Source organism: Anoxybacillus sp. FSL W8-0104 (assembly GCF_038004465.1).
GTDB classification, from domain to species: Bacteria; Bacillota; Bacilli; order Bacillales; family Anoxybacillaceae; genus Anoxybacillus; species Anoxybacillus flavithermus_G.
In genome coordinates, this window is sequence record NZ_JBBOQU010000001.1 from 2,757,777 (window position 1) to 2,784,076 (window position 26,300).

At 40.0% G+C, this 26,300-nt stretch carries 22 protein-coding genes, 2 tRNA genes and 2 pseudogenes; 11 read left to right on the forward strand and 15 right to left on the reverse strand.

The window, feature by feature from the left end:
* Nucleotides 1-9: 9 nt before the first annotated feature.
* The 4 genes from NST18_RS14745 to NST18_RS14760 all read left to right on the forward strand — a co-directional run bounded on the left by NST18_RS14745 (nucleotide 10) and on the right by NST18_RS14760 (nucleotide 4,652).
* Nucleotides 10-648: a class 1 isoprenoid biosynthesis enzyme gene (locus NST18_RS14745; RefSeq protein WP_230456236.1), complete on the forward strand. Its 639-nt coding sequence runs from the start codon at nucleotides 10-12 to the stop codon at nucleotides 646-648.
* Between the two features lie 170 nt (nucleotides 649-818).
* Nucleotides 819-2,195: an RNA-guided endonuclease IscB gene (gene iscB, locus NST18_RS14750; RefSeq protein WP_340721606.1), complete on the forward strand. Its 1,377-nt coding sequence runs from the start codon at nucleotides 819-821 to the stop codon at nucleotides 2,193-2,195.
* A gap of 356 nt (nucleotides 2,196-2,551) precedes the next feature.
* Complete coding sequence (locus NST18_RS14755) at nucleotides 2,552-4,060, forward strand: ATP-binding protein (RefSeq protein ID WP_340721607.1); 1,509 nt, start codon at nucleotides 2,552-2,554, stop codon at nucleotides 4,058-4,060.
* Complete coding sequence (locus NST18_RS14760; RefSeq protein WP_004893188.1) at nucleotides 4,050-4,652, forward strand: response regulator transcription factor; 603 nt, start codon at nucleotides 4,050-4,052, stop codon at nucleotides 4,650-4,652. Before NST18_RS14755 ends, NST18_RS14760 begins: the two co-directional genes overlap by 11 nt.
* Here NST18_RS14760 and NST18_RS14765 read toward each other — a convergent pair.
* From NST18_RS14765 to NST18_RS14780, 4 genes and pseudogenes are all read right to left on the reverse strand, one after another.
* Nucleotides 4,653-5,258 (reverse strand): annotated as a pseudogene (locus tag NST18_RS14765) (IS982 family transposase); the annotation flags it as partial. It lies immediately after the preceding gene.
* A gap of 180 nt (nucleotides 5,259-5,438) precedes the next feature.
* Nucleotides 5,439-8,042, reverse strand: coding sequence for a bifunctional acetaldehyde-CoA/alcohol dehydrogenase (adhE, locus tag NST18_RS14770; RefSeq protein WP_004893191.1), 2,604 nt, complete (start codon nucleotides 8,040-8,042; stop codon nucleotides 5,439-5,441).
* Nucleotides 8,043-8,217: 175 nt separating this feature from the next.
* Nucleotides 8,218-8,445: a hypothetical protein gene (locus NST18_RS14775; protein ID WP_004893192.1), complete on the reverse strand. Its 228-nt coding sequence runs from the start codon at nucleotides 8,443-8,445 to the stop codon at nucleotides 8,218-8,220.
* A gap of 89 nt (nucleotides 8,446-8,534) precedes the next feature.
* Nucleotides 8,535-9,815, reverse strand: coding sequence for a transcriptional regulator (locus tag NST18_RS14780; RefSeq protein WP_035019043.1), 1,281 nt, complete (start codon nucleotides 9,813-9,815; stop codon nucleotides 8,535-8,537).
* Nucleotides 9,816-9,955: 140 nt separating this feature from the next.
* Between NST18_RS14780 and NST18_RS14785 the strand changes: the two genes are divergently transcribed.
* The 6 genes from NST18_RS14785 to NST18_RS14810 all read left to right on the forward strand — a co-directional run bounded on the left by NST18_RS14785 (nucleotide 9,956) and on the right by NST18_RS14810 (nucleotide 17,031).
* On the forward strand, nucleotides 9,956-11,470 hold the full coding sequence (locus NST18_RS14785; RefSeq protein ID WP_004893198.1) for an FAD-dependent oxidoreductase: 1,515 nt from the start codon (nucleotides 9,956-9,958) through the stop codon (nucleotides 11,468-11,470).
* Nucleotides 11,471-11,667: 197 nt separating this feature from the next.
* On the forward strand, nucleotides 11,668-12,723 hold the full coding sequence (locus tag NST18_RS14790; protein WP_004893199.1) for an ABC transporter ATP-binding protein: 1,056 nt from the start codon (nucleotides 11,668-11,670) through the stop codon (nucleotides 12,721-12,723).
* Between the two features lies 1 nt (nucleotide 12,724).
* Nucleotides 12,725-13,522, forward strand: a complete 798-nt coding sequence (locus tag NST18_RS14795) for an ABC transporter permease (RefSeq protein ID WP_004893200.1) — start codon at nucleotides 12,725-12,727, stop codon at nucleotides 13,520-13,522.
* The gene (locus NST18_RS14800; protein WP_004893201.1) at nucleotides 13,504-14,298 is read left to right on the forward strand and encodes an ABC transporter permease; all 795 of its coding nucleotides are present in this window, start codon (nucleotides 13,504-13,506) and stop codon (nucleotides 14,296-14,298) included. Before NST18_RS14795 ends, NST18_RS14800 begins: the two co-directional genes overlap by 19 nt.
* A complete protein-coding gene (locus NST18_RS14805; protein WP_004893202.1) occupies nucleotides 14,295-15,368 on the forward strand; it encodes an ABC transporter substrate-binding protein in 1,074 nt (357 codons plus the stop codon). The genes NST18_RS14800 and NST18_RS14805 overlap by 4 nt, the downstream gene beginning before the upstream one ends.
* A 172-nt stretch (nucleotides 15,369-15,540) precedes the next feature.
* Nucleotides 15,541-17,031 carry a peptide MFS transporter gene (locus NST18_RS14810; protein ID WP_004893204.1) on the forward strand — a complete coding sequence of 497 codons (1,491 nt, stop codon included), beginning with the start codon at nucleotides 15,541-15,543 and terminating at the stop codon, nucleotides 17,029-17,031.
* 23 nt (nucleotides 17,032-17,054) lie between these two features.
* On the opposite strand, the gene rlmH is transcribed toward NST18_RS14810, so the two are convergent.
* The 5 genes and pseudogenes from rlmH to yycI all read right to left on the reverse strand — a co-directional run.
* Nucleotides 17,055-17,534: a 23S rRNA (pseudouridine(1915)-N(3))-methyltransferase RlmH gene (rlmH, locus tag NST18_RS14815; protein WP_192949113.1), complete on the reverse strand. Its 480-nt coding sequence runs from the start codon at nucleotides 17,532-17,534 to the stop codon at nucleotides 17,055-17,057.
* A gap of 83 nt (nucleotides 17,535-17,617) precedes the next feature.
* Complete coding sequence (locus NST18_RS14820; RefSeq protein WP_004893206.1) at nucleotides 17,618-17,773, reverse strand: CxxH/CxxC protein; 156 nt, start codon at nucleotides 17,771-17,773, stop codon at nucleotides 17,618-17,620.
* A 54-nt stretch (nucleotides 17,774-17,827) separates the two neighbouring features.
* Complete coding sequence (locus NST18_RS14825; protein ID WP_004893207.1) at nucleotides 17,828-19,036, reverse strand: S1C family serine protease; 1,209 nt, start codon at nucleotides 19,034-19,036, stop codon at nucleotides 17,828-17,830.
* A gap of 117 nt (nucleotides 19,037-19,153) precedes the next feature.
* The gene (locus NST18_RS14830; protein WP_004893210.1) at nucleotides 19,154-19,942 is read right to left on the reverse strand and encodes an MBL fold metallo-hydrolase; all 789 of its coding nucleotides are present in this window, start codon (nucleotides 19,940-19,942) and stop codon (nucleotides 19,154-19,156) included.
* A gap of 5 nt (nucleotides 19,943-19,947) precedes the next feature.
* A pseudogene (yycI, locus tag NST18_RS14835) lies at nucleotides 19,948-20,272 on the reverse strand (two-component system regulatory protein YycI); the annotation flags it as partial.
* Nucleotides 20,273-20,410: 138 nt separating this feature from the next.
* Here yycI and NST18_RS14840 point away from each other — a divergent pair.
* The gene (locus NST18_RS14840; RefSeq protein ID WP_064221133.1) at nucleotides 20,411-21,535 is read left to right on the forward strand and encodes an IS4 family transposase; all 1,125 of its coding nucleotides are present in this window, start codon (nucleotides 20,411-20,413) and stop codon (nucleotides 21,533-21,535) included.
* Between the two features lie 118 nt (nucleotides 21,536-21,653).
* Here NST18_RS14840 and NST18_RS14845 read toward each other — a convergent pair whose 3' ends face one another.
* From NST18_RS14845 to NST18_RS14870, 6 genes are all read right to left on the reverse strand, one after another.
* On the reverse strand, nucleotides 21,654-22,148 hold the full coding sequence (locus NST18_RS14845) for a two-component system regulatory protein YycI (protein WP_340721608.1): 495 nt from the start codon (nucleotides 22,146-22,148) through the stop codon (nucleotides 21,654-21,656).
* Entirely contained in the window at nucleotides 22,135-23,463 is a 1,329-nt protein-coding gene (locus tag NST18_RS14850) for a YycH family regulatory protein (protein ID WP_080601182.1), read from the reverse strand. Before NST18_RS14850 ends, NST18_RS14845 begins: the two co-directional genes overlap by 14 nt.
* Before the next feature lie 5 nt (nucleotides 23,464-23,468).
* Nucleotides 23,469-25,283 (reverse strand): cell wall metabolism sensor histidine kinase WalK, encoded by a 1,815-nt coding sequence (walK, locus tag NST18_RS14855; RefSeq protein ID WP_004893213.1) that lies wholly within the window; start codon nucleotides 25,281-25,283, stop codon nucleotides 23,469-23,471.
* Nucleotides 25,284-25,287: 4 nt separating this feature from the next.
* Nucleotides 25,288-25,992: a response regulator YycF gene (gene yycF, locus NST18_RS14860; protein WP_004893214.1), complete on the reverse strand. Its 705-nt coding sequence runs from the start codon at nucleotides 25,990-25,992 to the stop codon at nucleotides 25,288-25,290.
* Between the two features lie 98 nt (nucleotides 25,993-26,090).
* Nucleotides 26,091-26,163, reverse strand: a tRNA-Phe gene (locus NST18_RS14865).
* A gap of 51 nt (nucleotides 26,164-26,214) precedes the next feature.
* A tRNA-Asp gene (locus tag NST18_RS14870) sits at nucleotides 26,215-26,290 on the reverse strand.
* Between the last annotated feature and the right edge of the window lie 10 nt (nucleotides 26,291-26,300).

Sequence of the window (26,300 nt, forward strand, 5' to 3'; positions counted from 1 at the left end):
AGAAGAGAAATGCAGTCATTTATGCTGCACTATTTAGACGAATACTCTCTCATTCAAAAAGAAATATGTGAACGTATTCAATTTTTACTCCATTCCCCTGGAAAATTATTTCATGAACATACACGTTTTTGCTGGGGGGAGTTCTATACTTATATCGCGAAATTTCACAACCATGTACAAACTGAAATGGTTATTCCATATGCTGTTGCCATTGAATTTTTAATTTTAGCAACAGATCTATTTGATGATATTGCAGACGAAGAAAAAAACAATAATGTGAGAGAACACGCATCTATGGGTGAAATGATTACGATAGCTAATACATTATTTGTCGAGGCCATACATTTAATTGCTTTGCATACACCTCGAAACTTAAAAAGAGAAATATGTCGCATGATGAAAGAACTGAAGGAAGCATGTAATGGACAATGGAGCGATTTGCACTTTACTATTGACACATCCGTTCCAACAGAAGAACAATATTTTAAACTAATCTCGCAAAAATCATCATCATTAACAAGACTTGTTTGTCAACTAGGAGCTGGTTCTTTGGCGTACAAGTGGTACGATATTGCAACATATATTGGAATAAGTGGTCAACTGCGTAATGATGCAAAGGATATTTTATGTCAACAACCCAATGACTAAAGTCATGGGCTTGTAAGCCCCATGTTGACCAGACCAAGGCTTGAAACAGAGCCTACGTTATAGATGTCATGACACGTTCGGGTGCTTCTCCAGCCCGTTCCTCTGTCGTGCAAGGTTAAACAAGCGTGGTGGGTAGCGCTAGTGTCTTGCACATAACAAGCATCTATAACATGGTCGAGGAGAATATGACCTGCTTTATGCAGAGGAAAGGGGAGAACCCTATGGTTTTTGTGTTAGACACAAACAAACGTCCGCTTGCTCCTTGTCACGGAGCAGTTGCAAGAAAGCTGTTGAAACAAGGGAAGGCGGCGATTTACAAACGATTCCCATTTACCATCATCTTGAAAAAATCAGTAGACGAATCAGAAAATGAAACAACATATCGGCTAAAAATCGACTATGGAAGTAGACATACAGGATTAGCGATTTTGCGAGGACAAGAAGTGGTATGGTTAGGGCAACTTGACCATCGCACAGACATCAAGGAAAGAATAGATAAAAGGCGTGCTTTTCGTCGAGCAAGACGAAATCGAAAAACAAGATACAGAAAACCACGCTTTCTGAACCGCAAGCGAAAGGAGGGGTGGTTGCCGTCATCACTAGAGAGTCGTGTGCAAAATATCCAAACATGGGTTAACCGCCTAAAGAAGTTATGCCCCATTGGGTATATATCATACGAAAATGCCAAATTCGACACGCAACTCATGCGAAATCCTGAAATCAATGGTGTAGAGTATCAACAAGGCACGCTACAAGGATATGAAGTACGGGAGTATTTGCTTGAAAAGTTTGGGCGGAAGTGTTGTTATTGCGGAAAAGAAAATGTTCCACTTGAAGTGGAGCATATCATTCCAAAATCGAGAGGTGGAACAGACCGAGTGGATAACCTATGTCTTGCCTGTCATGACTGTAATCAGCGCAAAGGAAGTAAGACAGCAGAAGAATTCGGGTATCCGCACATTCAAAAGCAAGTCAAAGAATCATTAAAAGATGCAAGTGCTGTCAACTCGACAAGGTGGAAAGTGTATGAAGTGTTAAAACAAAGCGGATGCGAAGTAGAGTGTGGAACAGGTGCACGAACGAAAATGAATCGTATTCGTTTAGACTTGCCGAAAACACATTATTTTGACGCTTGTTGTGTAGGCGAAAGCACACCAAATCACTTATATTTCAAAACAAAAGAAGTGTTATTCATTAGAGCAAAGGGGCGTGGTAGTCGTTCACGCACAAACCTAGATAGATATGGCTTCCCAAGAGGTTATCTTGCAAGACAAAAGTTCTTCTTTGGCTTCCAAACAGGGGACATGGTTAAGGCTGTTGTCCCAAGAGGGAAATATCAAGGCGTTTGGTTTGGCGAAGTCGCATGTAGAAAGACTGGAAGTTTCGATATTAAAGGCAAGGACGGAAAGCGTATCGCACAAGGAATAAATTATAGATATGTCCAAGTCATTCAGCGATTTGACGGATATGCTTATGGAAAGGGGGGGCGGAACTTGCGTAAGGTGCAATTCCTCGTCGTGCCTAAAGGCAGGGGCTTCCTTGCGTAAGTTTCGTGACCAAAAAAATGACTTGACATGTAAAAAAGCGACTTTGCCTCTTATTAAGGCCTTAGAATACAGTTTGATGCATGATAATGGGTGGTTATTGAACAAACTAAATTGCCCTAATTTTACAGACCATATTTCATTAATAAGAAATTATATACAAAAAACGGGGGCATTGGACTACTGTTTTGTTCTCTCTGATATATACATGAAACGTGCAATAAAACAAGTAGAAATTTGCTTTCCAACAAAACAAGAAGCCATTTATGAACTAAAAACATACTTAGAAAGTTCGTGATACAATGAATAGACATTTTACAATGATTTGGTTTTTCTCACTTCTCCTTATTACTTATATTTTGATCGAATCACATGAAAAATATATGAAACACCCGTATTATATTGTTCTATTCATCGGGATGTTTTTCTTGTTAATTGGTAAATATACGTATATTCAAAAACCAACATCCATCGTTGTACAACGTTTTTTTGCTTTAATGTGTGTTAGTGCCATTGCAATCATATCTGCCATTCCTTCAAGTCGAGGTGTGCAGACAGCACAAATGGTTGAAGCTTTCGCTGTTTGTTTAGCGCCTTACGCACTTCTCGAATTTTTTAAATATTTTCCAAGTTCAACGAGACCAAGAACTTTCCACTATGTTTCCTCTATTACAAAGTGGACGAGTATCATTTGTTTCGTCACTTATGTTGGAGGAAGTGTAGCTGCAGATGAGACATCTATAAAAACCATTGCTCGATTGTTTATCGTACTAAATATTGTTATGGCTGTTGGCACATGCGTCGCATTAATTACGTTCCATCTTCGCTCGAACTCGAAAAAAATAAAAAACGAATTGTTTGTACTTATTGTTGGACTATGTTTATCATTTTCACCTGTTATACTTTTAAGCCTCCTTCCAAACATGTTATTTGGTGTTTCGTTTCTTTCGTTTTATTACACGCTAACAAGTATGATTTTCTTTCCTCTAGTTCTTTCATACTTATTAACTAAGCAAGGGATTGCAAATTGGCGTGTTGCTGCAAAGAAGATGGGTAGAAAAATTGCCGTTTTATGTATAAGTTTAATTATTTGTAATGTTGTACTGTTAGTGATCGATCACCATATCCCTTTATTTCCTGTAAACATATTTCTTATCTTTTCTATTACTATATATCAAACTATTCAAGTGTACTTCACACACCGAACAGAACAAACAACGGATCGTTTGACTAATAAACAGGCATATTCCATTCAAGAATATGAAAAATGGAAGCTTGCCATGTTTTTGCATGATGAAATATTGCAAGGGCTTATCGCCATTTGGCAAAGGATTCAATTGGGAAAAAATGAAGAAAGCGAGAAACAAATTCACAATTTATTACAAAGTAAAATTCGTGAAGTACGTAACATGTGTGAACATTTATATCCGATGTTTGTTGAAGATATAGGCTTAGAAAATAGCTTATATGAGTTACGAAATAAAATTCGCATGGAGAGTCATCTTGATATTGAAGTGTATTATGACTTAGGATTACGAATTATTCCTTCGACATTGCAAGTCACTCTTTACCGGATTATTCGTGAGCTTACTTATAACGCTGTCAAACACGCAGAAGCTACATCCATCATTATTTCCATATGCGAAGAAGATGATATTTTGCACATTTCTGTTGAAGATGATGGGAAAGGGTTTTCTATCCCTATAAACACATATGACGCAATTAAACAACATCACTTCGGATTAGCTTCAGTTGAAAAGCAACTACATACGTTAGGCGGAAGATGGGATATTTATTCCGACCAACAACTTGGCACGAGAATTTTTATAATGATTCCATTTGACGAGGTGGAAAAATATGATGATTAGAGTGCTATTAGTCGATGATCATATACTTGTGATGGACGGCATGGCAGAATTACTCGAAAGAGAAGAGGATATAAAAATTGTTGGCACAGTTTTGCAGTTATCTTGTTTACAAGAAGCAATCGAAACGTTAAATCCTCATGTTGTTGTTATGGATATTCGTTTAAAAGACGGGAATGGTTTAGAATGGACAAAAAAGATAAAATTGTTGTATCCAGATCGCCACGTGGTCGTCTTATCCGGCTACAATTATAATGAGTACATACGCGCTGCTAAACAAGCGGGTGCTTCCGCATTTGTTACAAAAGAAGATTCGATTCTTCATTTAGCAACTGCCATTCGACAAGCACATCAAGGGTTTTCATTTTTCCCGAGCAACATAGATGAAAGTAGCAACACCCCGCTAACAAAAATGGAGCTAATTATTCTAAAATTAATTGCTCAAGATAAAACGAATGAAGACATTAGTAATTCATTGAATGTAAGTAAGAGAACAGTAGAACACCATGTTTCTTCAATTATAAAAAAGCTCCGTGTTGATTCTCGTGTTGGTGCAGTCGTCAAAGCAATAAAGGAAGGAATGATTGAACTATAAAATGTAGCCCCTGTATGAATAGGGGTGAGGAATTTGAGTCATGACGGTTTCCGCTGCGGTTCGATCGTGACAGGACGCCTCCGTTACCACGTATCCCATAGGTAGTCCTTGGTCGGTCACTTGAAGATGAAACTTAAACCCATAGTACCACTGCTTTTTCGACGCACAAAGTCCGATGTCCGCGATCCCTTGGAATCGTTTGACACGGTACATTCTTGCGGCATGGCACAACTCGAGTGGCATGCTATCTACTACCGCATAGGCATGGTGTTGACCACGTTTCGCTAGTTCATGACGAATCCATTTGATCGCAAAGCGCAGCGCTCGGCAACGGCGATTGTATCGGGATCGTTCGATAAACTGCCCATCGGTAAATAAATTTCCCTCCACAAAGCGATGCCATGCGCGTTCGGAAGAGCAGCCAAGTAGCTTTCCCAAAAGATGAATGGCCATGATCACCGCGTCTTCTTGTTTCGCCAAATGACGATTGCGACGTTGAAGATAGAATTGAATTTGTGACAGCTGGGCAGAAACAAAAAAGAAAATGACTGCATATTGTTTTTGAATCTTCGCTTGATCTGTAGTAAAACGAAAGTGCTCTTGCATGAGGATTCTCCTTTCGAATGTTGGATCGGAATGTTGGATCGCACTTTCATTCTACAGGACATCCACAAGCAAGAGCTATTTTTATGCTTACTCGATTTTATCTAGCACCACGGGTCACACATATAAAATACTATACTTGACAGAAGAACAACTTTAAATTCTTCCGTATTTAACTAACTGCTAAACCCCTTTATACGCTTGACGATAAATGTCAGCGAGGTCGCTCACTAACGGCAATTTTGGATTGGCTGTTGTACATTGATCTTCAAACGCTAATTCAGCGAGTTGTTCGACTTTGCTTTCAAACTCTTCTTTTTTCACACCTGTAGCTGCGATGCTTAGCGGCATATCGAGTTCTTTCGCGAGCTTAATGATTGCTTGAACAAGGCTTTCGACACCTTCTTCTGTCGTTTTTGCTGGCAATCCAAGCAGGCGAGCAATTTGAGCATAACGTTGATCAGCTACGAAATGTTCATACTTCGGAAACGCTGTAAACTTCTTCGGTTTTTGCGCGTTGTAACGAATGACATGCGGCATTAAAATTGTGTTCGCACGTCCGTGTGGGATATGGAATTCTGCCCCAAGTTTATGCGCTAAACTATGGTTAATGCCTAAAAATGCGTTCGCAAATGCCATACCAGCGATCGTTGATGCGTTATGCATTTTTTCACGCGCGACTTCATCGTTGCCGTTTTTATATGCGCGCGGCAAGTATTCAAAGACGAGTTGAATCGCTTTTAATGCTAATCCGTCTGTATAGTCGTTCGCCATGTTCGATACGTACGCTTCAATCGCATGTGTTAATACGTCCATACCTGTATCCGCTGTAATATGTTTTGGCATCGTCATGACGAATTGTGGGTCAACGATGGCGACATCTGGTGTTAACTCATAATCAGCGAGCGGATATTTGACGTTATTTTTCTTATCTGTAATGACCGCAAACGATGTCACTTCTGAACCTGTACCAGACGTTGTTGGAATCGCGACAAATTGCGCTTTTTGACCGAGTTTTGGATATTTAAATACGCGTTTACGAATATCTAAAAACTTTTGTTTTAAGCCATTAAAGTCGGTATTTGGATGTTCATAGAACAGCCACATCGCTTTCGCCGCGTCCATCGCCGAACCACCGCCGAGCGCGATGATGACGTCTGGCTGGAACGCATGCATCATGTCGGCACCTTTCATCACTGTTTCAATTGATGGATCTGGTTCAACTTCTGAGAAAATTTCGCAATGCACATAATCTGGACGTTTACGCAAATAGTATAACACTTTATCGACATAGCCGAGCTTCACCATACCTGGGTCTGTAACGATAAAGGCACGTGAGATGTTTGGCATTTTCGCTAAATATTGTGTCGCATGTTTTTCAAAGTAAATTTTTGGCGGAACTTTAAACCATTGCATGTTTACATTCCTTCTCGCTAATTTTTTAATGTTAATTAAATGTGTCGCACCGACGTTTGTCGAAACCGAGTTGCCTCCGAACGTACCGCAACCGAGCGTCAATGACGGAATGTATGCGTTGTAAATATCACCGATCGCCCCTTGTGAAGATGGTGCATTAGAGATGATTCGTCCTGCTTTCATTCGCTTACCGAATTCAAGAATGACGTCTTGATTTTCTGAATGAATGACAGCGGAGTGGCCAAGTCCACCGAACTCAAGCATTTCTTCTGCTCGTTTTAACCCTTCTTCTGTGCTATTCACCTTATAGCACGCCAATACAGGACTTAATTTTTCACGAGAAAGCGGCTCTTGCGGACCGACGCTTTTTAATTCTGCGACAAGAATTTTCGTATCAACTGGAACGTCCACACCGGCCATTTTTGCAATTTCATATGCTGGTTTACCGACAATATTCGGATTGACTGCACACGTATTTTCATTGATAACAAGCTTTTCAACTTTTTTCTTTTCTTCTTCGTTTAAGAAATAGCACTTATTTGCGATCATTTCGTTTTTCACCGCATCATAAATCTCTTTATCAATAATGACCGCTTGTTCAGATGCACAAATCATTCCGTTATCAAACGTTTTTGAAAGAATAAGGTCGTTCACCGCGCGTTTAATATTTGCTGTTTTCTCAATATAGCAAGGCACGTTACCAGGTCCAACCCCTAATGCTGGCTTTCCTGAGCTATATGCCGCTTTCACCATGCCTGCTCCACCTGTCGCAAGAATAAGCGAAACACCAGGGTGATGCATCAATTGTTGCGTCGCTTCGACAGAAGGAGTTTCAATCCATTGAATACAATGTTCTGGCGCACCCGCAGCAATGGCTGCATCGCGCAAAATACGTGCTGCTTCACTGCTACATTTTTGCGCAGATGGGTGGAACGCAAAAATGATTGGATTGCGCGTTTTAATAGAAATGAGCGCTTTAAACATTGTTGTTGAAGTCGGGTTCGTGACTGGGGTTACCCCGGCGATGACGCCTACTGGCTCTGCAATTTCAATGACGCCTTCCTGTTCATTTTCGCGAATAACGCCGACGGTTTTATCATATTTGATGTTATGATAAATGTATTCTGTCGCAAAAATGTTTTTAATAATTTTATCTTCATACACGCCGCGCTTTGTTTCTTCAATGGCTAGTTTCGCTAAATACATATGTTTATCAAGCCCAGCTAACGCCATTTGTTTAACAATATGATCAATCGTTTCTTGATCGTAATCACGAAACGCTTTAAGCGCTTTTTGAGCATTAGCAACGAGCGTATCAATCATTTTTGTAACTTCTTTCTTTTGGTCTAATACTTTTTCCTCCACAGCCATATAAGCCCCTCCCATAATCATTTTTGTGAAAAGATTCACAAATTAGTTGAAAATAAAAATGTGATTGTTTTCACATTTTTATTTTAATGAATTAGGTTTTGTTTGTGTGTGTCAACTTTGTGAAATATTGAGCAAATGTATTTTGTAAGAAAACTGCTTCTTGGAAAAGAAGCAGCTATTCACATACGGGATTGCGTGGAATCTTCGTAAACGAAATATCGTTGTACATACGCGTATTCCGTTTAACGATCACGACGTAGTTAACCGTCCATATATAAGAAGGAATATCTTGATCATCTTCAAACATCATCGCTTCAAATTCATCGCCAATCATCTTTTCGAATAATCCCAATGTATATGTTTCTGCATCTGTCGAAAAGTCTCTCCATTCACATATAAGCATCAGCCGTCACCTCAACTTTTCTGTTGTTACCATCATTGTAACATGATTTTTTATTTTTAGATTGTGAAACATTGAACAAATCATGAATATTACTTATTCGTTATATATGCCTGTCTCGGGTGATTCAGTTGTTCTGGATACTTCAAACGCATTTTCCCTTCCGCTAATAACTTTCCTAAATAATTGTTGCGCAGCCCGTCTGGCGTTCGATCTAATAAATAAGCTAATTCTTTTAACATTAATGGCCGATGGGCACATAGTTGCAAAATGACTTCTTCCATCTTTGCCGGTGCAAGCCTTTTTTTCTTACGCGCAATCTCAGCAATACTCCAGAGCTCTTGATCGATATTCGTTTCTTCTTCATTATTTACGGAGTTGGTTAGATTATTTATAGAGTTTTGGTCGCTATTACAGGAGTTATTTTCGCTAATTACGGAGTTAGGTCCGCTATTTACGCAGTTAGATTCTTTGTTTACGGACTCTAACTCTTTATTTATGGACTCTAACTCACTATTTATGGAGTTTTCGTCGCTATTATAGGAGTTTTCGTCGTTATTTATGGAGTCGGCTAGCTCTAGATTGTCTGACCAATCACATATCATCTCTAGATCATCGTCTTGTTTATGTCTTTCTGGAAAGGACACGATTGGTAATGTTATGACCGTCCGCTCCTGGAAATCGTATTGATCAATGACAGGTTGTTGCAAGCAAATCGTTTCGATCGTTTTCAAACCGACTCCAGCTCGTTTGCAAAAATGAATGTAAATAAACATTTTAAACACATTCGGATTACGCAAATGGCTAACACCGCCGCTAAATGCTTGTTCTAAAGGAATACCGAAAAGCCCGGGATTAGAAAATTGCACATATGAGCGTTGCCGTTCGACAATAATGCCCCCATCACCGTTGTAATCGGCATGAACAATCGCATTAACGAGCGCCTCATGCATAGCTTCTTTTTCAGCTTCTGATCCATCTTTTAGCTCGTTCATTACTTTAAAATAAAAATCGTAAATATTTCCCGACCACGTTCCGTCTTGGGATGTGAAACGATTTGACCAAAGCATATCGTCATCATATTCGCGATATTCTAAAAAATATTGTGGTAAAACTTCTGTAATCATTCGCTCTTCGCTAAACATAAGAAGTCCTGCGAGTGTGAGACCCTCTTTGCTTGTGTTTCGTATTTTTCCCCATGCTCCAATCTTATATAAAAAATCTTTCGTTTCTAAACCGTTCCATGGGTGGTTTGGCTTTACTTTCGCAAACTGCTCGCGATAATGGCGGACAGACTCTAAATGCAGTTCATTCAGTCCGTAATGCTCTAATACGATGTTATCTTGTAAACGAACACTTGCATCTTTATTCACTTTAACTCTCCCTCTTACGTTATGTTGTAAAAACATTTCTATACTCGTCTATTTCCATTTTATCATCTTTACAAATGTTCATCATAAACTTTTCGATTTGGGGAAAATTAAGAAAAACATGGATATGGAGGAACAAACTCATGTCTTTACCAAGGTTGTCTCAATCGTATTGGCTACAAACAACAACAATACCATCCTTTCCGCCTTTGACAAAGCCGATTAAAACGGATGTAGCAATTATTGGTGGAGGAATAACAGGTATTACAACCGCTTATTTGCTCGCTAAACAAGGCGTGCGTGTCGCTGTCATCGAAGCAGACCGGCTATGTAACGGCACAACAGGGCATACGACGGCAAAAATTACTGCCCAGCACGATCTTATTTACCACGAACTTATTTCACATGTCGGGGAAGAGAACGCTCGGAAATATTACGAAGCAAATGAAAAAGCTTTGCACGAGATTATACACATAGTGAAAGAAAACGACATTCGTTGCGACTTGTCGATTGAAGACGCATGCGTGTATACGACAGAAGAAACAAAATTACATGCGCTCGAAGCAGAGTGGAAAGCGTATGAAACGATCGGCATTGACGGAGCATATGTCGACCAACTGTCGCTTCCTTTTTCCGTTCAAGGTGCAATCATGATGCGCAACCAAACGCAATTCCATCCGCTCCATTATTTAAAAACATTAGTGGAACTCGCTGTCAAACATGGGGCATCTTTTTATGAACAAACCGTTGCACAACATATTGAGACATCGACAAGACCGGTTGTACAAACGAAAAATGGAGCAACGATCACTTGTGACACCGTTGTCATTTGTACTCACTTTCCATTTTTTGATCCTTCTTTTTATTTTGCTCGTTTACATGCCGAACGGTCATACGTTATTGCAGTCGAGTCGCATGAACGATTGCAAGGCATGTATTTAAGCGCAAATGAGCCAAAGCGCTCGCTTCGATCTGCCGTGCTGAACAACAGACCGCTTCTCTTGATTGGAGGCGAGTCGCATAAAGTCGGACAAGGAACAAACATGATGCAACATTACGAAGCATTACAGTCATTTTGTAACCACACGTTTGGATTATCAAATGTATTATATCGTTGGTCAGCACAAGACTTAGTAACGTTAGATCATCTTCCTTACATCGGCCCTGTCCGTGCTAGTTATCCAAACGTGCTTGTCGCGACAGGATATCGAAAGTGGGGAATGACGACAGGCACTGTCGCAGCCCACCTTTTAACCGATTTAACGTTGCAAAAAGAGAACAGCTATGCCCATCTATTTACGCCGTCACGATTTATCGCTCATCCATCGCTTCAAAACTTCGTGACAGAAGGAATCGATGTCGCTAAACATTTCTTAACCGGAAAGCTTGAATACGCCCTTCGTACCCCTCGCGACATATCGCCAGGAGAAGGAGCTGTAGTCAATGTAGACGGAAAACGGGCAGGTGCATACCGCGACGAACAAGGTACGCTTTATGTCGTCGACACGACTTGTACACATATGGGGTGCGAGCTTGAATGGAACAACAGTGAACACTCTTGGGATTGCCCATGTCATGGCTCTCGCTTTTGTTTTACCGGAAAAGTTTTAGAAGGACCTGCCATCGAACCGCTCCAGCGGATTGAAGGGGATGTATAATGAAAGGAGAAAGTTGAAAAATTGCTCGCAAAGGAAATACAAAAACAGCTCGAATCGGTCGTAAAAAATTACAAACATATGAGGTGGATCCGATCGGTTTTGTCTTATACGCACGCGCTTCAATAAAATGTTGCTGAATATAAAATGATCGTTCATAATGGACTTAAAAAATGGATAAATGAGGTGGGAAAAACAAAATGGACGATCGCGTCATCATTCGCTTTAACCATGTCACAAAACAATACGATGATGATCTCCCTGTGCTTGATGATGTTAGTTTTGACATCGAGCGCGGGAAATTTTATACGCTTCTCGGTCCGTCCGGCTGCGGAAAAACGACCATTCTCCGCTTAATTGCTGGTTTTATCGAACCGACAAAAGGCGATATTTATTTTCATGGCCAACGGATAAACCACGTGCCTTCAAATAAACGACGAGTGAATACGGTGTTTCAAGATTACGCACTTTTTCCTCACTTAAACGTATTTGAAAACGTCGCTTTTGGCTTACGTATTAAAAAAATACCGGAGGCAGACATTGAACGAAAAGTAAAAGAAGCGCTTCGTTTCGTCAACTTAGAAGGATACGAGCAACGCGCGATTCATGAAATGTCAGGGGGACAACGGCAGCGCGTCGCCATCGCTCGCGCCATCGTCAACGAACCGGACGTACTGTTGCTAGATGAACCGCTTTCTGCGCTCGATTTAAAGCTTCGAACAGAGATGCAATATGAGTTGCGTGAATTGCAGCGGAGGCTCGGTATTACGTTTATTTTCGTTACTCACGATCAAGAAGAAGCGCTTGCGATGTCTGATGAAATTTTCGTGTTAAACAAAGGAAAAATTGAACAACGCGGCACGCCAAAAGACATTTACGATGAGCCCGTCAATCGCTTTGTCGCTGATTTTATCGGGGAGTCAAACATCATTGTCGGGACGATGATTGATGACTTCGTTGTAGAGTTTGCGAATCAACAATTTACGTGCGTCGATCGCGGGTTTGCGAAAAATGAACGAGTCGATATTGTCATTCGCCCTGAAGACTTAGAATTAACAACCGCTGAACGCGGCAAGTTGCGCGTGCGTGTTGATTCTGTTTTATTTCGCGGTGTACATTATGAGCTTTGTTGTTATGATGCATATGGTAACGAGTGGCTCGTTCACTCGACGAAAAAGGCAGAAATCGGGGAAGAAATCGGCCTCCATTTTGAGCCAGAAGCTATCCATGTTATGAAAAGAAGCGGGGGGGAATAACATGCGCCGCTACGCTTATGCCATCCCGTATTGGTTATGGATCGGTTTGTTCGTCATTGCGCCGATTATTCTTATTGTGTACTATTCGTTCTTCGATATCGAAGGACATTTCTCGCTCGTCAATTATCAAACTTTTTTTACGCCAGTTTATTTACGAATGACATTAAATTCGTTTTGGTATGCATTTTTAATTACAGCATGCTCACTTCTTATCGCTTATCCGACTGCCTATTTGTTAACGAAAACGAAGCATAAGCAGCTATGGTTATTGCTTATTATTTTACCGACATGGGTCAATTTATTGTTGAAGGCATACGCCTTTCTCGGTTTGTTTGGCACGTATGGGGCAGTCAATGCACTATTTGAAGCGATTGGAATTGGAACGAAACAACTATTGTTTACGGACTTTAGTTTTGTTTTTGTATCTGTTTATATTTTTATCCCATTTATGATTTTGCCGATTTTTAATGCGCTTGAAAAATTAAACCCTTCTTTGATCGATGCAGCGCGCGACTTAGGAGCAAGCGAATGGACGACATTTCGTCGCGTCATTTTTCCGCTTACGCTTGATGGCGTGAAAGCAGGCTGTCAAGCAGTGTTCATTCCGTCGCTCTCGCTCTTTATGTTGACGCGATTAATCGCTGGAAACCGCGTCATTACGCTCGGCACCGCTGTCGAGCAGCATTTTCTCGTGACGCAAAACTGGGGAATGGGTGCGACAATCGCTGTCTTTTTAATGATTGCCATGGCCGGCATCATGGCTTTAACAGGAAATAAAAAATGGGGGGTGAGACAATGAAAGTTTCTCGCCTCTATTTAGCGTTTGTGTTTTTCGTGTTATACATGCCCATATTTTATTTAATTTACTACTCGTTCAACAGCGGCGGAACGATGCATCATTTTGAATCGTTTACGCTTGACTGGTATAAGGAAGTGTTTGCTGATACACGCTTGCTTATTATCGTTTTGCATACGATTATTATTGCCTTATTATCGTCATCGCTTGCGACAATCATTGGCGTTTTAGGAGCGATCGCCATTTATTATGCAAAACATCGCTGGAAGCAAACGTTGCTTACGCTAAATAACGTTTTAATCGTCAGCCCTGACGTCATTATCGGGGCATCGTTCCTGATCTTATTTACGATTGCGGGCATTCAGCTCGGATTTACGTCTGTCTTATTGTCTCATATCGCTTTCAGCATTCCGATTGTCGTGTTAATGGTGTTGCCAAAGCTGCAGGAAATGAGCCCGACGTTGATCGATGCAGCACGCGATTTAGGGGCAAACGAATGGAACGTCTTAACGAAAGTCGTCCTCCCATACATTACACCAGGCATTTTTGCCGGCTTTTTCATGGCGCTCACGTACTCGTTTGATGACTTTGCGGTCACGTTTTTCGTGACGGGCAATGGCTTTTCGACGTTGTCTGTTGAAATTTATTCACGTGCGCGTCAAGGGATTTCGTTATCAGTTAACGCTTTATCTACCCTTCTTTTCTTATTTACGCTTTTCCTCGTCGTTGTGTATTACATAATGACACAACGTGCTAGCGTTAAGGGGGGGAAAAAATGAAAAAATTACTGTCGCTTTTTGTGCTTGTTTGGCTCGCCTCTTTTAGTTTGCTTTATGCGACAAAAATGATCGAATCATCTGAAGGGTACGGCGGAAATAATACGTTAACGATTTATAACTGGGGCGATTATATTGATCCTGCGCTCATTAAAAAATTTGAAAAAGAAACCGGATTAAAAGTCATTTACCAAACGTTTGATTCGAACGAGGCAATGATGACAAAAATTTCCCAAGGTGGCGCGACATTTGATGTCGCTGTGCCGTCAGAATACGCCATCAGCAAAATGAAAGAGGAAGGGTTATTGTTGCCGATCGATCATTCGAAAATCCCAAACTTACGCTATATTGATGAACGTTTTTTGAACTTGTCATTCGATCCGGGCAATGAACATTCCATTCCTTACTTTTGGGGAACATTCGGCATCGTCTATAACCGCGCACTACTTGGTGGAAAAGAAATTACAAGTTGGAACGATTTATGGGATCCATCGTTTAAAAATCAAGTTTTGCTCATCGATGGCGCACGCGAAATTATGGGCATGGCGTTAAATAGTTTGCATTATTCCCTGAACGATACGAACAGGGCTCATTTACAACAAGCAAAACAAAAACTCGATAAGCTAACGCCAAACGTAAAAGCGATCGTTGGTGACGAAATTAAAATGCTTCTTGCAAATGAAGAGGCAGCCATCGGCATTGTTTGGTCGGGAGATGCGGCAGAAATCATGTGGGAAAACGAACGGCTTGATTATGTGATCCCAAAAGAAGGAACAAATTTATGGTTTGATAATATGGTCATTCCAAAGACAGCGAAAAACATTGAAGGTGCTCATCAATTTATTAACTTTATGCTTGACCCGAAAAACGCTGCCCAAAATGCCGAATACGTCGGCTACTCGACACCAAATAAAAAAGCGCTTGAATACTTGCCGAAAGAGATCGTTGAAGACGAACGTTTTTATCCAAGTGAACAGCTTGCTGATAAGCTTGAAGTATATGAAAACCCCGGTAAAAGCACGCTTGCGTATTACAATGAATTGTTTTTACAGTTTAAAATGCATCGCAAATAAGAGGATGGCGAAAAGCTATCCTCTTATATTATTTTAGAATTTTTTATTTACTTAATCTGTATATTGTTTTAAAATCATTATTTGTGAAGCCTTTTTATTACTAAGGATTGGCTTCATATAGAAAATACAGAAAATAAAAGTTATTATTTTCAAAAATGGAAGGGGTTTCGTTATGTCACAAAGCAGACAACGCATGATCGAGAGCGTTCCCCAACGCGGTTTTTTCGGCCACCCAAAAGGACTTTTTACATTATTTTTTACGGAGTTTTGGGAGCGCTTCTCCTACTATGGCATGCGCGCCATTCTCGTGTTTTACATGTACTATGAAGTATCAAAGGGCGGTTTAGGGCTGGATCAAACGACTGCTCTGGCAATTATGTCGATTTACGGTTCTCTCGTTTATATGTCAGGAATCATTGGCGGATGGGTTGCTGACCGATTGTTTGGAACGGCAAAAGCTGTGTTTTACGGGGGCATTTTAATTATGCTCGGCCACATTGCTCTAGCTGTTCCGGGAAGTGTGACAATGTTTTTTGTTTCGATGGTGTTAATCGTTCTTGGGACAGGATTGCTTAAACCAAACGTTTCAAGCGTCGTTGGAGATTTATATGCTGAAGGGGACCACCGTCGCGATGCGGGGTTTAGCATTTTCTACATGGGGATTAACCTCGGTGCCTTTTTAGCTCCGCTCGTTGTCGGAACGGTTGGCATGAAATATAATTTCCATCTCGGTTTTGGGATTGCCGCGATCGGAATGTTTTTCGGACTTCTCGTATTTGTCGCAACGAAAAAGAAAAATCTCGGTCTTGCGGGAACGCATGTACCAAACCCATTATCTGCAGATGAAAAGAAAAAAGTGTTCACATGGGGAGCAATTGGCGCAGCGATCATCGCTTTACTCGTTTTCATCGGCTCATCAATGAATATATTAACGATCGATTTGTTCGTCTCACTCGTTGGCATTTTCGGTATCGTCATTCCAACGATTTATTTCGTCGTAATGTATCGTAGTCCGAAAACGACAGATGTGGAACGTTCACGCATTATTGCTTATATCCCGTTATTCATCGCATCAGCGATGTTTTGGTCGATTCAAGAACAAGGTTCCACTATTTTAGCAACGTATGCAGATAAACGAACGCAGTTACATTTTGCTGGTATCGATCTTTCACCAGCTTGGTTCCAATCGTTGAATCCGTTGTTTGTTATTACGTTTGCGCCGATTTTCGCTTGGCTATGGGTGAAGCTAGGAGATAAACAACCATCCATTCCAAAGAAATTTTCTTTAGCTTTATTGTTTGCTGGGTTATCGTTTGTCGTCATTTTATTGCCGGCTTATCTCGGTGGAAACGACTCATTAGTGAGCCCTCTTTGGCTCGTGCTAAGCTACTTAATCGTTGTGTTTGGTGAGCTATGTTTATCACCGGTCGGCTTATCGGCAACGACAAAGCTCGCTCCAGCGGCATTTTCAGCTCAAACGATGAGCTTATGGTTTTTATCAAGCGCAGCCGCTCAAGCGATTAACGCGCAAATCGTAAAGTTTTATACACCAGAAACAGAAATGGCTTATTTCGGAACGATCGGTGGAATCGCCATCGTCTTTAGCCTCATTCTTTTCATCATCTCACCAAAAATTGAAAGCTTTATGAAAGGGGTAAAATAAGCGGCTGGATTCGGCCGCTTATTTTACTTGTGATACGGTTCTCCGCGATTGATACGGAATGCGCGGTAAATTTGCTCGGTTAAAATAAGACGCATGAGTTGATGTGGAAAGGTCATTTTTGAAAACGAAAGCGATTCGTTTGCCCGTTTCATGACGTCATCGCTTAAGCCGAGCGACCCACCGATGACAAAAGCAATTTTGCTTTTTCCATATGTCGCTAACCGATCAAGCGTTTGAGCGAACTGCTCAGAAGACATCATTTTTCCTTCAATCGCTAAGGCGATCACATGCATGTCATCCGTAACTTTTGCTAAAATACGCTCGCCTTCTTTCTTTTTGACGAGCTCCATTTGTTGTTCGCTTAACTGTTCTGGCGCTTTTTCATCAGCTACTTCAACGATGTCCATTTTCGCATATGTTGATAAGCGCTTCATATACTCTTCGATGCCTTGTTTTAAATATTTCTCTTTTAACTTACCCACGGCAATAATGTATATATTCACAAGTGATCCCCACTTTACAAACATAATATCCACAAGTTTTATCCACATATCCACAACACGAATCCACATATTGTGTAGAAACATTAGTTCCCTACTATATATACAGCGCGTTGTTCACAAAAATCGCATATTTCTTCTTTTTTATCCACAGAAATTGTTGATATTTCAGGTGCTTGTTGTTTTTCATCCACATACATATCAATAGCGAGTTCAACATGTTGTTCACAACATTTCCACACAATGCATCACTCCTTATTCATGAATGAAACGACAGGGAATTCCCTGACGTTTCATTATAACGAATGTTTTGCTAATTTCAATGTGACTGTTTTCTTTTTGCCATCACGGTAAAATGTTACTTTCATCGTATCGCCAATTTGTTTGCGATTATATAAATGCTTTCTTAACGCGATCACATCGGCAATTTTTTCGTCATCTAATGCCACAATGACATCAAATTCACGCAAACCAGCTTGGGCAGCTGGTGATCCCGGTTCGACTTGTAAAATAGCTACTCCTTCCGTGACGTTAGGAGGCAAATGAAGCGTCTGTTGCCAATGATAGGCTGGAATATCACTTAACGAGCGCAATTCTACGCCCATATACGGACGGCGAACTTGCCCAAACTTCTCTAAATCCGCAATAATTGGTTTGGCATAGTTAATCGGTATCGATAATCCGATTCCTTCCACAGCTTCTTGGGCAATTTTCATCGAGTTGATTCCAATGACTTGACCTTCGATATTTACGAGTGCGCCCCCACTGTTTCCTGGGTTAATGGCAGCGTCTGTTTGTAGTACTTCTGCATGCCAATCCGGAATACCGTCTTGATCAATATCAATTGGGATTGTACGATTTACGCCAGAAATAATTCCTTGTGTCACAGAACCTGCAAATTGCAAGCCAAGTGGGTTTCCGACCGCAATGACCGGTTCTCCTACTTTTACGACGTCGGAGTTGCCAAATTCGGCTACGTTTGTGACATGTTTCGCATCGATTTCTAATACAGCTAAATCCGTCCACACATCGCTTCCAAGCAGGCGCGCTTGTACTTTTGCTCCGTCGCTTAAACTTACTTCCACACGACTTGCACCTTCAATAACGTGATGGTTCGTTACGATATATGCCTTATTTCCTTCTTTTTTATAAATGACCCCCGAACCAGTTCCTGCTTCTCCACCTTCCGACCAAAAGCTCGCCTCTTGAATATTGACAATGCCAACAACAGCATCCGATACTCTATTCACCGCTTTTGTTACTTGAGTCACAACATCGACAGCTACACTTTTATCTACTTTTGGTTGCTCTGTTACAGTCACTTGTTTTTCTTCCGTTTGTTCGAGCTCATAAGGCAAGACATCCCATTTCACTAAAGAAGGAACGGCAACGATAACAAGCATTCCACCTAATACAGCTCCAACAAAACCTGCTAAGAACGTTCCTCTACGATTTCCTTTTTGTTTTTGACGAATATGTTCATAATGATCATCATAATAACCCATCTTTCACCCATCCTTTCTTTATAACATGTTGCTCCCTTTTTCATTATAATACTCTTTTTTCCTAACTACCTAATCTAATGATATACATACAATATATTGGTGAAAAAACGATGAAATTTATACAGAAATAAGCTCCGTTGGACGAGCCGGATCTGTATCGTACAGTTGAAAAGATTCCCCTACAATGATCCCTTTTCTTTCAAGCGTCTGAGCGACCGTCATGCGTGCTAATTCTTTCATATTGTTATCTTGGCTTAAATGCGCTAAATAAATGCGCTTTGTTTTGTCACCAATGACATCTGCTAGAGCGAGACCTGCGTCTTCATTCGATACATGTCCAACATCGCTTAAAATACGCCGTTTAATGTTCCAAGGATATTTTCCCATACGTAACATTTCTACATCATGGTTACTTTCAAATACAAATACATCGGCATGCCGAATGACACCTTTCACGCGTTCACTCACATATCCTGTATCTGTAATGAGAGCTAACTTTTTTCCTTCATAATGAAACACATAAAACATCGGCTCTGCAGCATCGTGAGACACACCGAACGATTCCACATCCAAATCTCCGAACGTACGAACAGAACCTGTCGGAAAAATAAATTTTTGTTCAGATGGGATATCACCAATAAGACTTTCCATCGCTCTCCACGTTTTTTCATTCGCATAAATCGGGAGGCAATACTTACGGGCGATCACACCTAGTCCTTTAATATGGTCGCTATGTTCATGCGTTACTAAAACACCGGTTATATCTTCAATATGACGATCAATGTCGGCAAATAGTTGTTCTAATTGTTTCCCGCTTAATCCAGCATCAACAAGCAATCGTTCACGTTCCGTTTCTACATAAAAGGCATTTCCTGTGCTACCACTTGCTAGAACGCTAAACCTCATCTAATTCACTCCAACACTTTATTTTCATCACTAATCACTTGTCCTTCAAATGCATTTGACATAATAATCCGTTTCTCCATTCACAACAACATGCCACGTCGGTGTTAATACTTGCGAAGCAGTAAATTGGACAAGTGCATAATAGCCAAGATCGATTTTTGTTACTCGATCGCCCGGCTTTAAGTAATTTCGTTTATACAACGTTTCTAACGCTTTAATCGCTGGTAAAATCTCTTGCTTTTTCTCATCCTTTTCTAAGTCGATGAGCAATGTTTGTTCATAACCGACCATCTCATTTTTGTCGTTCACATAAATAAGTAACATACTGCTCATCACTAGTGTCGCATTAAAATAATTTAACACCTTTAAATAAACCGAATTTTCTGAAATATAATCCAAACACAAAAAAATCCTTTATAATGGTTGGGTGGTAGTAAACCATCCAAATCCAATACAAAGGACAAAACCATGGATAAGTTTACACGAAAAACATCATTTGAACAATGGTTTTCACCGATTAATCGTCCATTATTTGACGACCTAGTGAAAACACATCAATTAAATCACTATACCAAGAAACTTTATATGGCTTCATTTATGAAACTGCTTTTGTATGCCCAACTCCATGAAACCGAGAGTTTACGGGCGTTGAGTGACGCTGTCTTTTTAGAAGAATTACAACGAGCAACGGGATTGGAATCGATTAGTTTTTCACAGTTAGGGAGACGAATCAATACCATCCCAACTGAGTTCTTTCAAACGATTTTTCTCGATTTAGTGGCACAAATTCATCGGAAAACCAATTTCCAAACAAGAAGAAAAGTGACAACGCCTTTGAAAATCATTGATTCGAGTACATTACCGCTTAATTTGACCAATCATAAGTGGGCAGAGTTTCGAAAGACAAAATCAGGAGTAAAGCTTCACTTACGACTTGTTTTTATGGAAAAAGGACTCTCCTATCCAGATAAAGCCGTACTCACGAATGCCAACGAACATGATCGTGGTCAACTAGAAGTATTCGTGGATGACAAAGAATGCATGTACGTGTTTGATCGTGGTTACTTGGATTATAGGCGCTTTGATCAAATGACGGAAGATGGCTATTTCTTTGTGACCCGTTTGCGTAAAAACGCTGTTGTCCGAGTGTTAGAATCCTTTTCGTTACCAGAAGATTCACCCGTATTCTCTGATGAAATGGTTGTCATTGGAACACCACAAAATCGTTCTGAAAACGTGTTTCGCTTACTCAAATTGCAAGATACAAAAGGAAATAAGCTTCATTTACTGACAAATCGGTTTGACATTGACGCAGATGAAATTGCAGAAATCTACCAATCACGTTGGGCAATCGAACTTTTTTTCAAATGGATGAAACAACATCTGAACATTAAAAAGTTTTTTGGTCACAGTGAACAAGCTGTACATAATCAAGTGTACGTAGCCATGATAGTGTACTGTCTGAATGTTTTAGCTCAGTTGAACACGAATAGCGAACGCAGTTACTTACAAATTAGTCGCTATTTGAAGGCTTCTTTGTGGAAATCCGCTCACATTTGGTTACGAAAAATCGAAGGAAACAGCGTCCCATAAAGGTTTGCCAGTCGTTGTTGCACAAGTCATAGGTTATAGTAAAAAAATGGATGTATACTACCCTCGCTTAGGTGTTTTCGTTTTTTCTCTAAAGTCCAGAAAAAATAAAACTGAAAATTCAGACATCATTTATGCGACGGTAGTGACTGCTCATATTTTTATAAATTGTTTTTCCGTCATATTGCTGAAAATAAATGAGCGCTTGTAAATGCTCATCATATTTCCAAAACGTATATTGATCACCAGCAATTATATTTTGCTTTAAAAATTCCGTTAACCGATAGCCATCTTTCGGGTCTTGTAGGGGAATGGGTTTAATAAAATGGGCTTGTAGCACCGTTTCATTTGCAGCTTCGACTTGTTGGTTCGTTAATTTTTTCACTTCATCTTCTGTGAATGTTTTACTTTTCCCACTCACATATGTCGATTTTGTGATCTCTTTTGGTAAATCGACATATGTAATGCCATCCGCTTCGAGCTGTTCCTCGATTGTCGCTTCTAAAATGACATCAAGCTGGCTACTATTTTTTTTCTGGATAAATTGATAACCTAAAAATATATCAAGAATGAGGAATGTAATAATAAAAATGGTTTTCGTTTTACTCCAATCCAATGATATCCCCTCTTCGTTCATCTGTCGTCATCACAATTTTCCGCCACGTTCCGTTATACAAACAATACCAAGATGGTTCTAAAACGACGATATTTTCTCGCTCTGAATCGCGAACAAGTTCGTAGCCAATTGAAATGTCGTCAATAAATTCATGTTGAATATTTTTTTGTTTTTTCAACTGATCGATGACTTCGTATCCAGACGAAAGTGTAATTGGCAAACTCACGCGGTCGGGAATCGCTAATGTGAATAACGGACGTTGGTAATTTATAATCTCGTTTTCCCCCCATATTTGCACAATTTCCGCCATTCCGTAACGATTAAATACAGGGTAGCCATTGGCGAACAAACGAAAAGTTACTTTTCTCCCGTTTTCGTCTAAGCGATCAAAATAATACGTGTCTGTCCAACCGCCATGATCGTTCACAAAATCAATACTTTTTTGCAAAATAGTTGGGTCAAACGTTTGTGTTTCACCACGAGCTGCTGGATTGACGTACAACAGTAATTTTTTAGATAAATCAACGTCCATTAAGCGTGATCCATCTGTGTATTCCTCGCCAAAATCGAGTACATCTTTTTTCACAAAACTTGGGTCTGTAAATAATGCATCTTTAAAACGATCTGTACTTAACTCATCCATATAATATTGCAATCGGTTTAATACGAGCGGACGCGCTGGTAAAAACAACGATTTTGTTTCGCTAATGTCATAAGATAAAAACGGGGTATAACGTTCTGCCCGCGCATAATATGTTTGTTTCAAATTTTCGATTGCTGCATCTTGAACAACCGCTTTATATATACGCTTTTCATTGACAGATACGAAATAGACAGTCACCTCTCCTTCGTTTTCATTCATCGGAATGATGATGCGATCGAACTGAACTTTTTCGACATCTTGATCTTCAAACTGAAACATCGTTCGATACATTTCAATCGGTATGTCATCGGGATAAATAATTTCAATTTTTCCTTTTCCACGGATAAAGGAAAGAAATTGTTCTTTCTTTATCGTGCTTGATATGTTTTCGAAATGATCGAATGTCCAATTTTTCATCTCTTTCATAAATTTATAAATGTCCGAATGATGTGTTATCCCATAATGTTGTTCATTTTTATGAATGAAAATATAACGAGGCTGAATGACTGTGCCATAATCAACGGCGACATTACTGACAGGAACATTTTGAATGTATTTTGCGTTTTCGATGAAATCATATTTCGGTTGATACGTCCATAAACTCCACGTTAAAAAAACGCTCGTACATACAAGAATCGTCAATACAATTGACTTGATCGTTTCGTATTTCATCGTTTTCATCCTTTTTTCTGTTGTTCAATCGGCAAAGTAAAGTAAATGGTTGTCCCTTTTCTTTCTTGACTTTCTGCCCAAATACGCCCACCATGTGCAACGACAACCTCTTTTGCAATCGCAAGACCTAATCCTGTTCCGCCGAGCTTACGCGAACGTGCCTTGTCGACACGATAAAAACGCTCAAAAATTTTCGATAAATCGGATTTCGGAATGCCGACTCCTTCATCTTTCACACTTACTTGAATGTAATCTTCTACTTTTTCAACACGAAACGTAATTGTTCCGCCTTGTGGCGAGTATTTAAGCGCGTTCGAAATAATATTATCAAGCACTTGAGTAATTTTATCTTCATCCATATAAACAATTATTTTTTCATCTGGAAAGTCACGAACAAACGAAACATTTTCTTTTTTTGTTAATTCAAATCGATCAATGACTTTATGGAAATATGGAATAAAATGTACACGTGTTTTTTTCAATTTATAGTCTTTACTGTCGAGCTTAGAAAGCTGTAACAAATCATTAACGAGACGAATCATTCGTTCTGTTTCGTTTTGTGTCACTTCAATAAATCTCGGAGCAATTTCTTCATCTCGCCACGCTCCGTCCGCCAGTGCCTCTAAATAACTGCGCATCGTTGTTAACGGCGTTCGCAATTCATGGGACACATTGGCTACAAACTCGCGACGATCACGGTCAATTTTTTCATGCTCTGTAATGTCATGCAGTACGACAATTAAGCCATTCACAAGCCCTTTTTCTTTTTGAATGACAGATAAAGAAGCGCGCAAAATATACATTTCGTCGTCCGTACTAAAGTCTAAAATTAACGTTTCACGTTCTTCAATTAACGTTTCGAACGTATATTGTTCATCTAATCCTAATACCGTCACAATCGGTGCTGAAAGCACTGTTTCACGTGAAACATTTAAAATGTTGAGGGCGGCATCGTTAATTAAAATGATTCGTCCTTTTCGGTCTGTTGCAATAACCCCATCTGTCATATGTGTTAATACCGATTCTAATTTACGTCGCTCTCCTTCTGTCGTTGCTTGCGCTTCTTGCAATTTTTTCGTTAAGTTGTTAAAACTGAGCGCGAGTTGTCCAATTTCATCGTATCCATACACTTTTACTTTTCGAGAAAAATTACCTTTTGCCATTGCCAATGCTTGTTTACGCATATCTGAAATTGGTCGTGTAATCGTCTGTGCTAATAAAATGCCTAATAACGCCGTAATGACTAAAGCAATGCCCGTTCCAGTCGCTAAAATGTTATTAATTTGCCTCATTTGCGCAAAAACGTTCTCCATCGAGGCGATGACATAAATCGCCCCTTTAATTTCATTTTTCACTTTAATAGGCGTAGAAGAAATATACATGCGATGACCTGTTTTCGGGTCAACGCGCATTTTTTCTGTCATTTCACCGGCCACTAACGTTCGTTTAATTAATAAGTCTGTCATGCGCTTTCCGACAATATTTTGATTATATGGGTTCGATGTCCCTAACACTTTACTTTTATGATCAATGACGCGCACTTCGGAAATATCTTGCGAAACGAAGTCTTGTAAAATAGAACGAATTTCTTCCTCGATCGTCGGACTCTTTTTATCGCGTTCTTTGTTCATTTCTTGTTCAATGTTATAAGCAAGTAAAATAACGCGCTCGTTTAATGAATTTTTAAAGTTTTCAACAAGCTGCGCTTCCAACTGACGTACAAAATAAGCCCCAATAATTTGCATCGCAATTAAAATAAGTAAAATGTAAATCAAGGCAAATTTCACATGAATCGATTGAAATATGCTCACTTTTCTCATGCGGTTACTCCTGTTCCGGATTTCGTAAGTAATACCCGACCCCTCGTCTTGTTACAATCCATGTCGGGTGCGAAGGGTTATCTTCGATTTTTTCACGCAAACGTCGAACGGTGACATCCACGGTACGCACATCGCCAAAATAGTCATATCCCCATACCGTTTGCAGTAAATGTTCGCGCGTCATCACTTGTCCGATATGCTTTGCTAAATAGTGAAGTAGTTCAAATTCTCGATGGGTTAACTCAATTTGTTCTCCTCGTCTCGATACCGTGTAAGCATCTGGGTGAATCGTGAGCGGACCAATTTTTATTTCGCTCATTTCTTTTACATCTTGTTCTTGTCTTTGTTGGTGGCGACGTAAATTCGCTTTGACGCGCGCTAACAGCTCGCGTGTGCTAAATGGTTTCGTCACGTAATCGTCTGCGCCAAGTTCTAGCCCAAGCACTTTATCTATTTCAGAGTCCTTTGCTGTTAGCATAATAATAGGCATATCGTATTTTTTACGAATTTCACGACATACTTCCATGCCATCTTTTTGAGGTAGCATAATATCTAATAAAATTAAATCCGGTTGAATGTCTTCTACTTTTTGCAGCGCTTCTACACCGTCATATGCACAATGTACGTCGTACCCTTCTTTTCTTAAATTAAATTGCAAAATATCAGCAATTGGCTTTTCATCGTCGACAACTAAAATTTTTTTTTCCATGTACGTTCACTCCCCAAAGGCATATTTACATATAGTGTACCATGTCACCATTATAAAACAAAAAAGCATAGACACATATACGTATCTATGCTTGCAAGTGGCTCGGGACGGAATCGAACCGCCGACACAAGGATTTTCAGTCCTTTGCTCTACCGACTGAGCTACCGAGCCATATGTATAACTAACTTCCCAATTTTTATCGCATTGCTATTTCAATAAAAATGGCGGTTCCGACGGGATTCGAACCCGCGATCTCCTGCGTGACAGGCAGGCATGTTAACCCCTACACCACGGAACCGTATTTCAAC

Bases quoted from the DNA above. Each gene is read 5' to 3' on its own strand.
- NST18_RS14840 (WP_064221133.1), top strand. From the start codon at position 20,411: ATGGATAAGTTTACACGAAAAACATCATTTGAACAATGGTTTTCACCG.
- NST18_RS14800 (WP_004893201.1), top strand. From the start codon at position 13,504: ATGGGGGGTGAGACAATGAAAGTTTCTCGCCTCTATTTAGCGTTTGTG.
- NST18_RS14810 (WP_004893204.1), top strand. From the start codon at position 15,541: ATGTCACAAAGCAGACAACGCATGATCGAGAGCGTTCCCCAACGCGGT.
- NST18_RS14760 (WP_004893188.1), top strand. From the start codon at position 4,050: ATGATGATTAGAGTGCTATTAGTCGATGATCATATACTTGTGATGGAC.
- NST18_RS14790 (WP_004893199.1), top strand. From the start codon at position 11,668: ATGGACGATCGCGTCATCATTCGCTTTAACCATGTCACAAAACAATAC.
- NST18_RS14825 (WP_004893207.1), bottom strand. From the start codon at position 19,036: ATGGGTTATTATGATGATCATTATGAACATATTCGTCAAAAACAAAAA.
- NST18_RS14805 (WP_004893202.1), top strand. From the start codon at position 14,295: ATGAAAAAATTACTGTCGCTTTTTGTGCTTGTTTGGCTCGCCTCTTTT.
- walK (WP_004893213.1), bottom strand. From the start codon at position 25,283: ATGAGAAAAGTGAGCATATTTCAATCGATTCATGTGAAATTTGCCTTG.
- NST18_RS14775 (WP_004893192.1), bottom strand. From the start codon at position 8,445: ATGCTTATATGTGAATGGAGAGACTTTTCGACAGATGCAGAAACATAT.
- NST18_RS14795 (WP_004893200.1), top strand. From the start codon at position 12,725: ATGCGCCGCTACGCTTATGCCATCCCGTATTGGTTATGGATCGGTTTG.
- NST18_RS14785 (WP_004893198.1), top strand. From the start codon at position 9,956: ATGTCTTTACCAAGGTTGTCTCAATCGTATTGGCTACAAACAACAACA.
- yycF (WP_004893214.1), bottom strand. From the start codon at position 25,992: ATGGAAAAAAAAATTTTAGTTGTCGACGATGAAAAGCCAATTGCTGAT.
- iscB (WP_340721606.1), top strand. From the start codon at position 819: ATGGTCGAGGAGAATATGACCTGCTTTATGCAGAGGAAAGGGGAGAAC.
- adhE (WP_004893191.1), bottom strand. From the start codon at position 8,042: ATGGCTGTGGAGGAAAAAGTATTAGACCAAAAGAAAGAAGTTACAAAA.
- NST18_RS14745 (WP_230456236.1), top strand. From the start codon at position 10: ATGCAGTCATTTATGCTGCACTATTTAGACGAATACTCTCTCATTCAA.
- NST18_RS14830 (WP_004893210.1), bottom strand. From the start codon at position 19,942: ATGAGGTTTAGCGTTCTAGCAAGTGGTAGCACAGGAAATGCCTTTTAT.
- NST18_RS14850 (WP_080601182.1), bottom strand. From the start codon at position 23,463: ATGAAATACGAAACGATCAAGTCAATTGTATTGACGATTCTTGTATGT.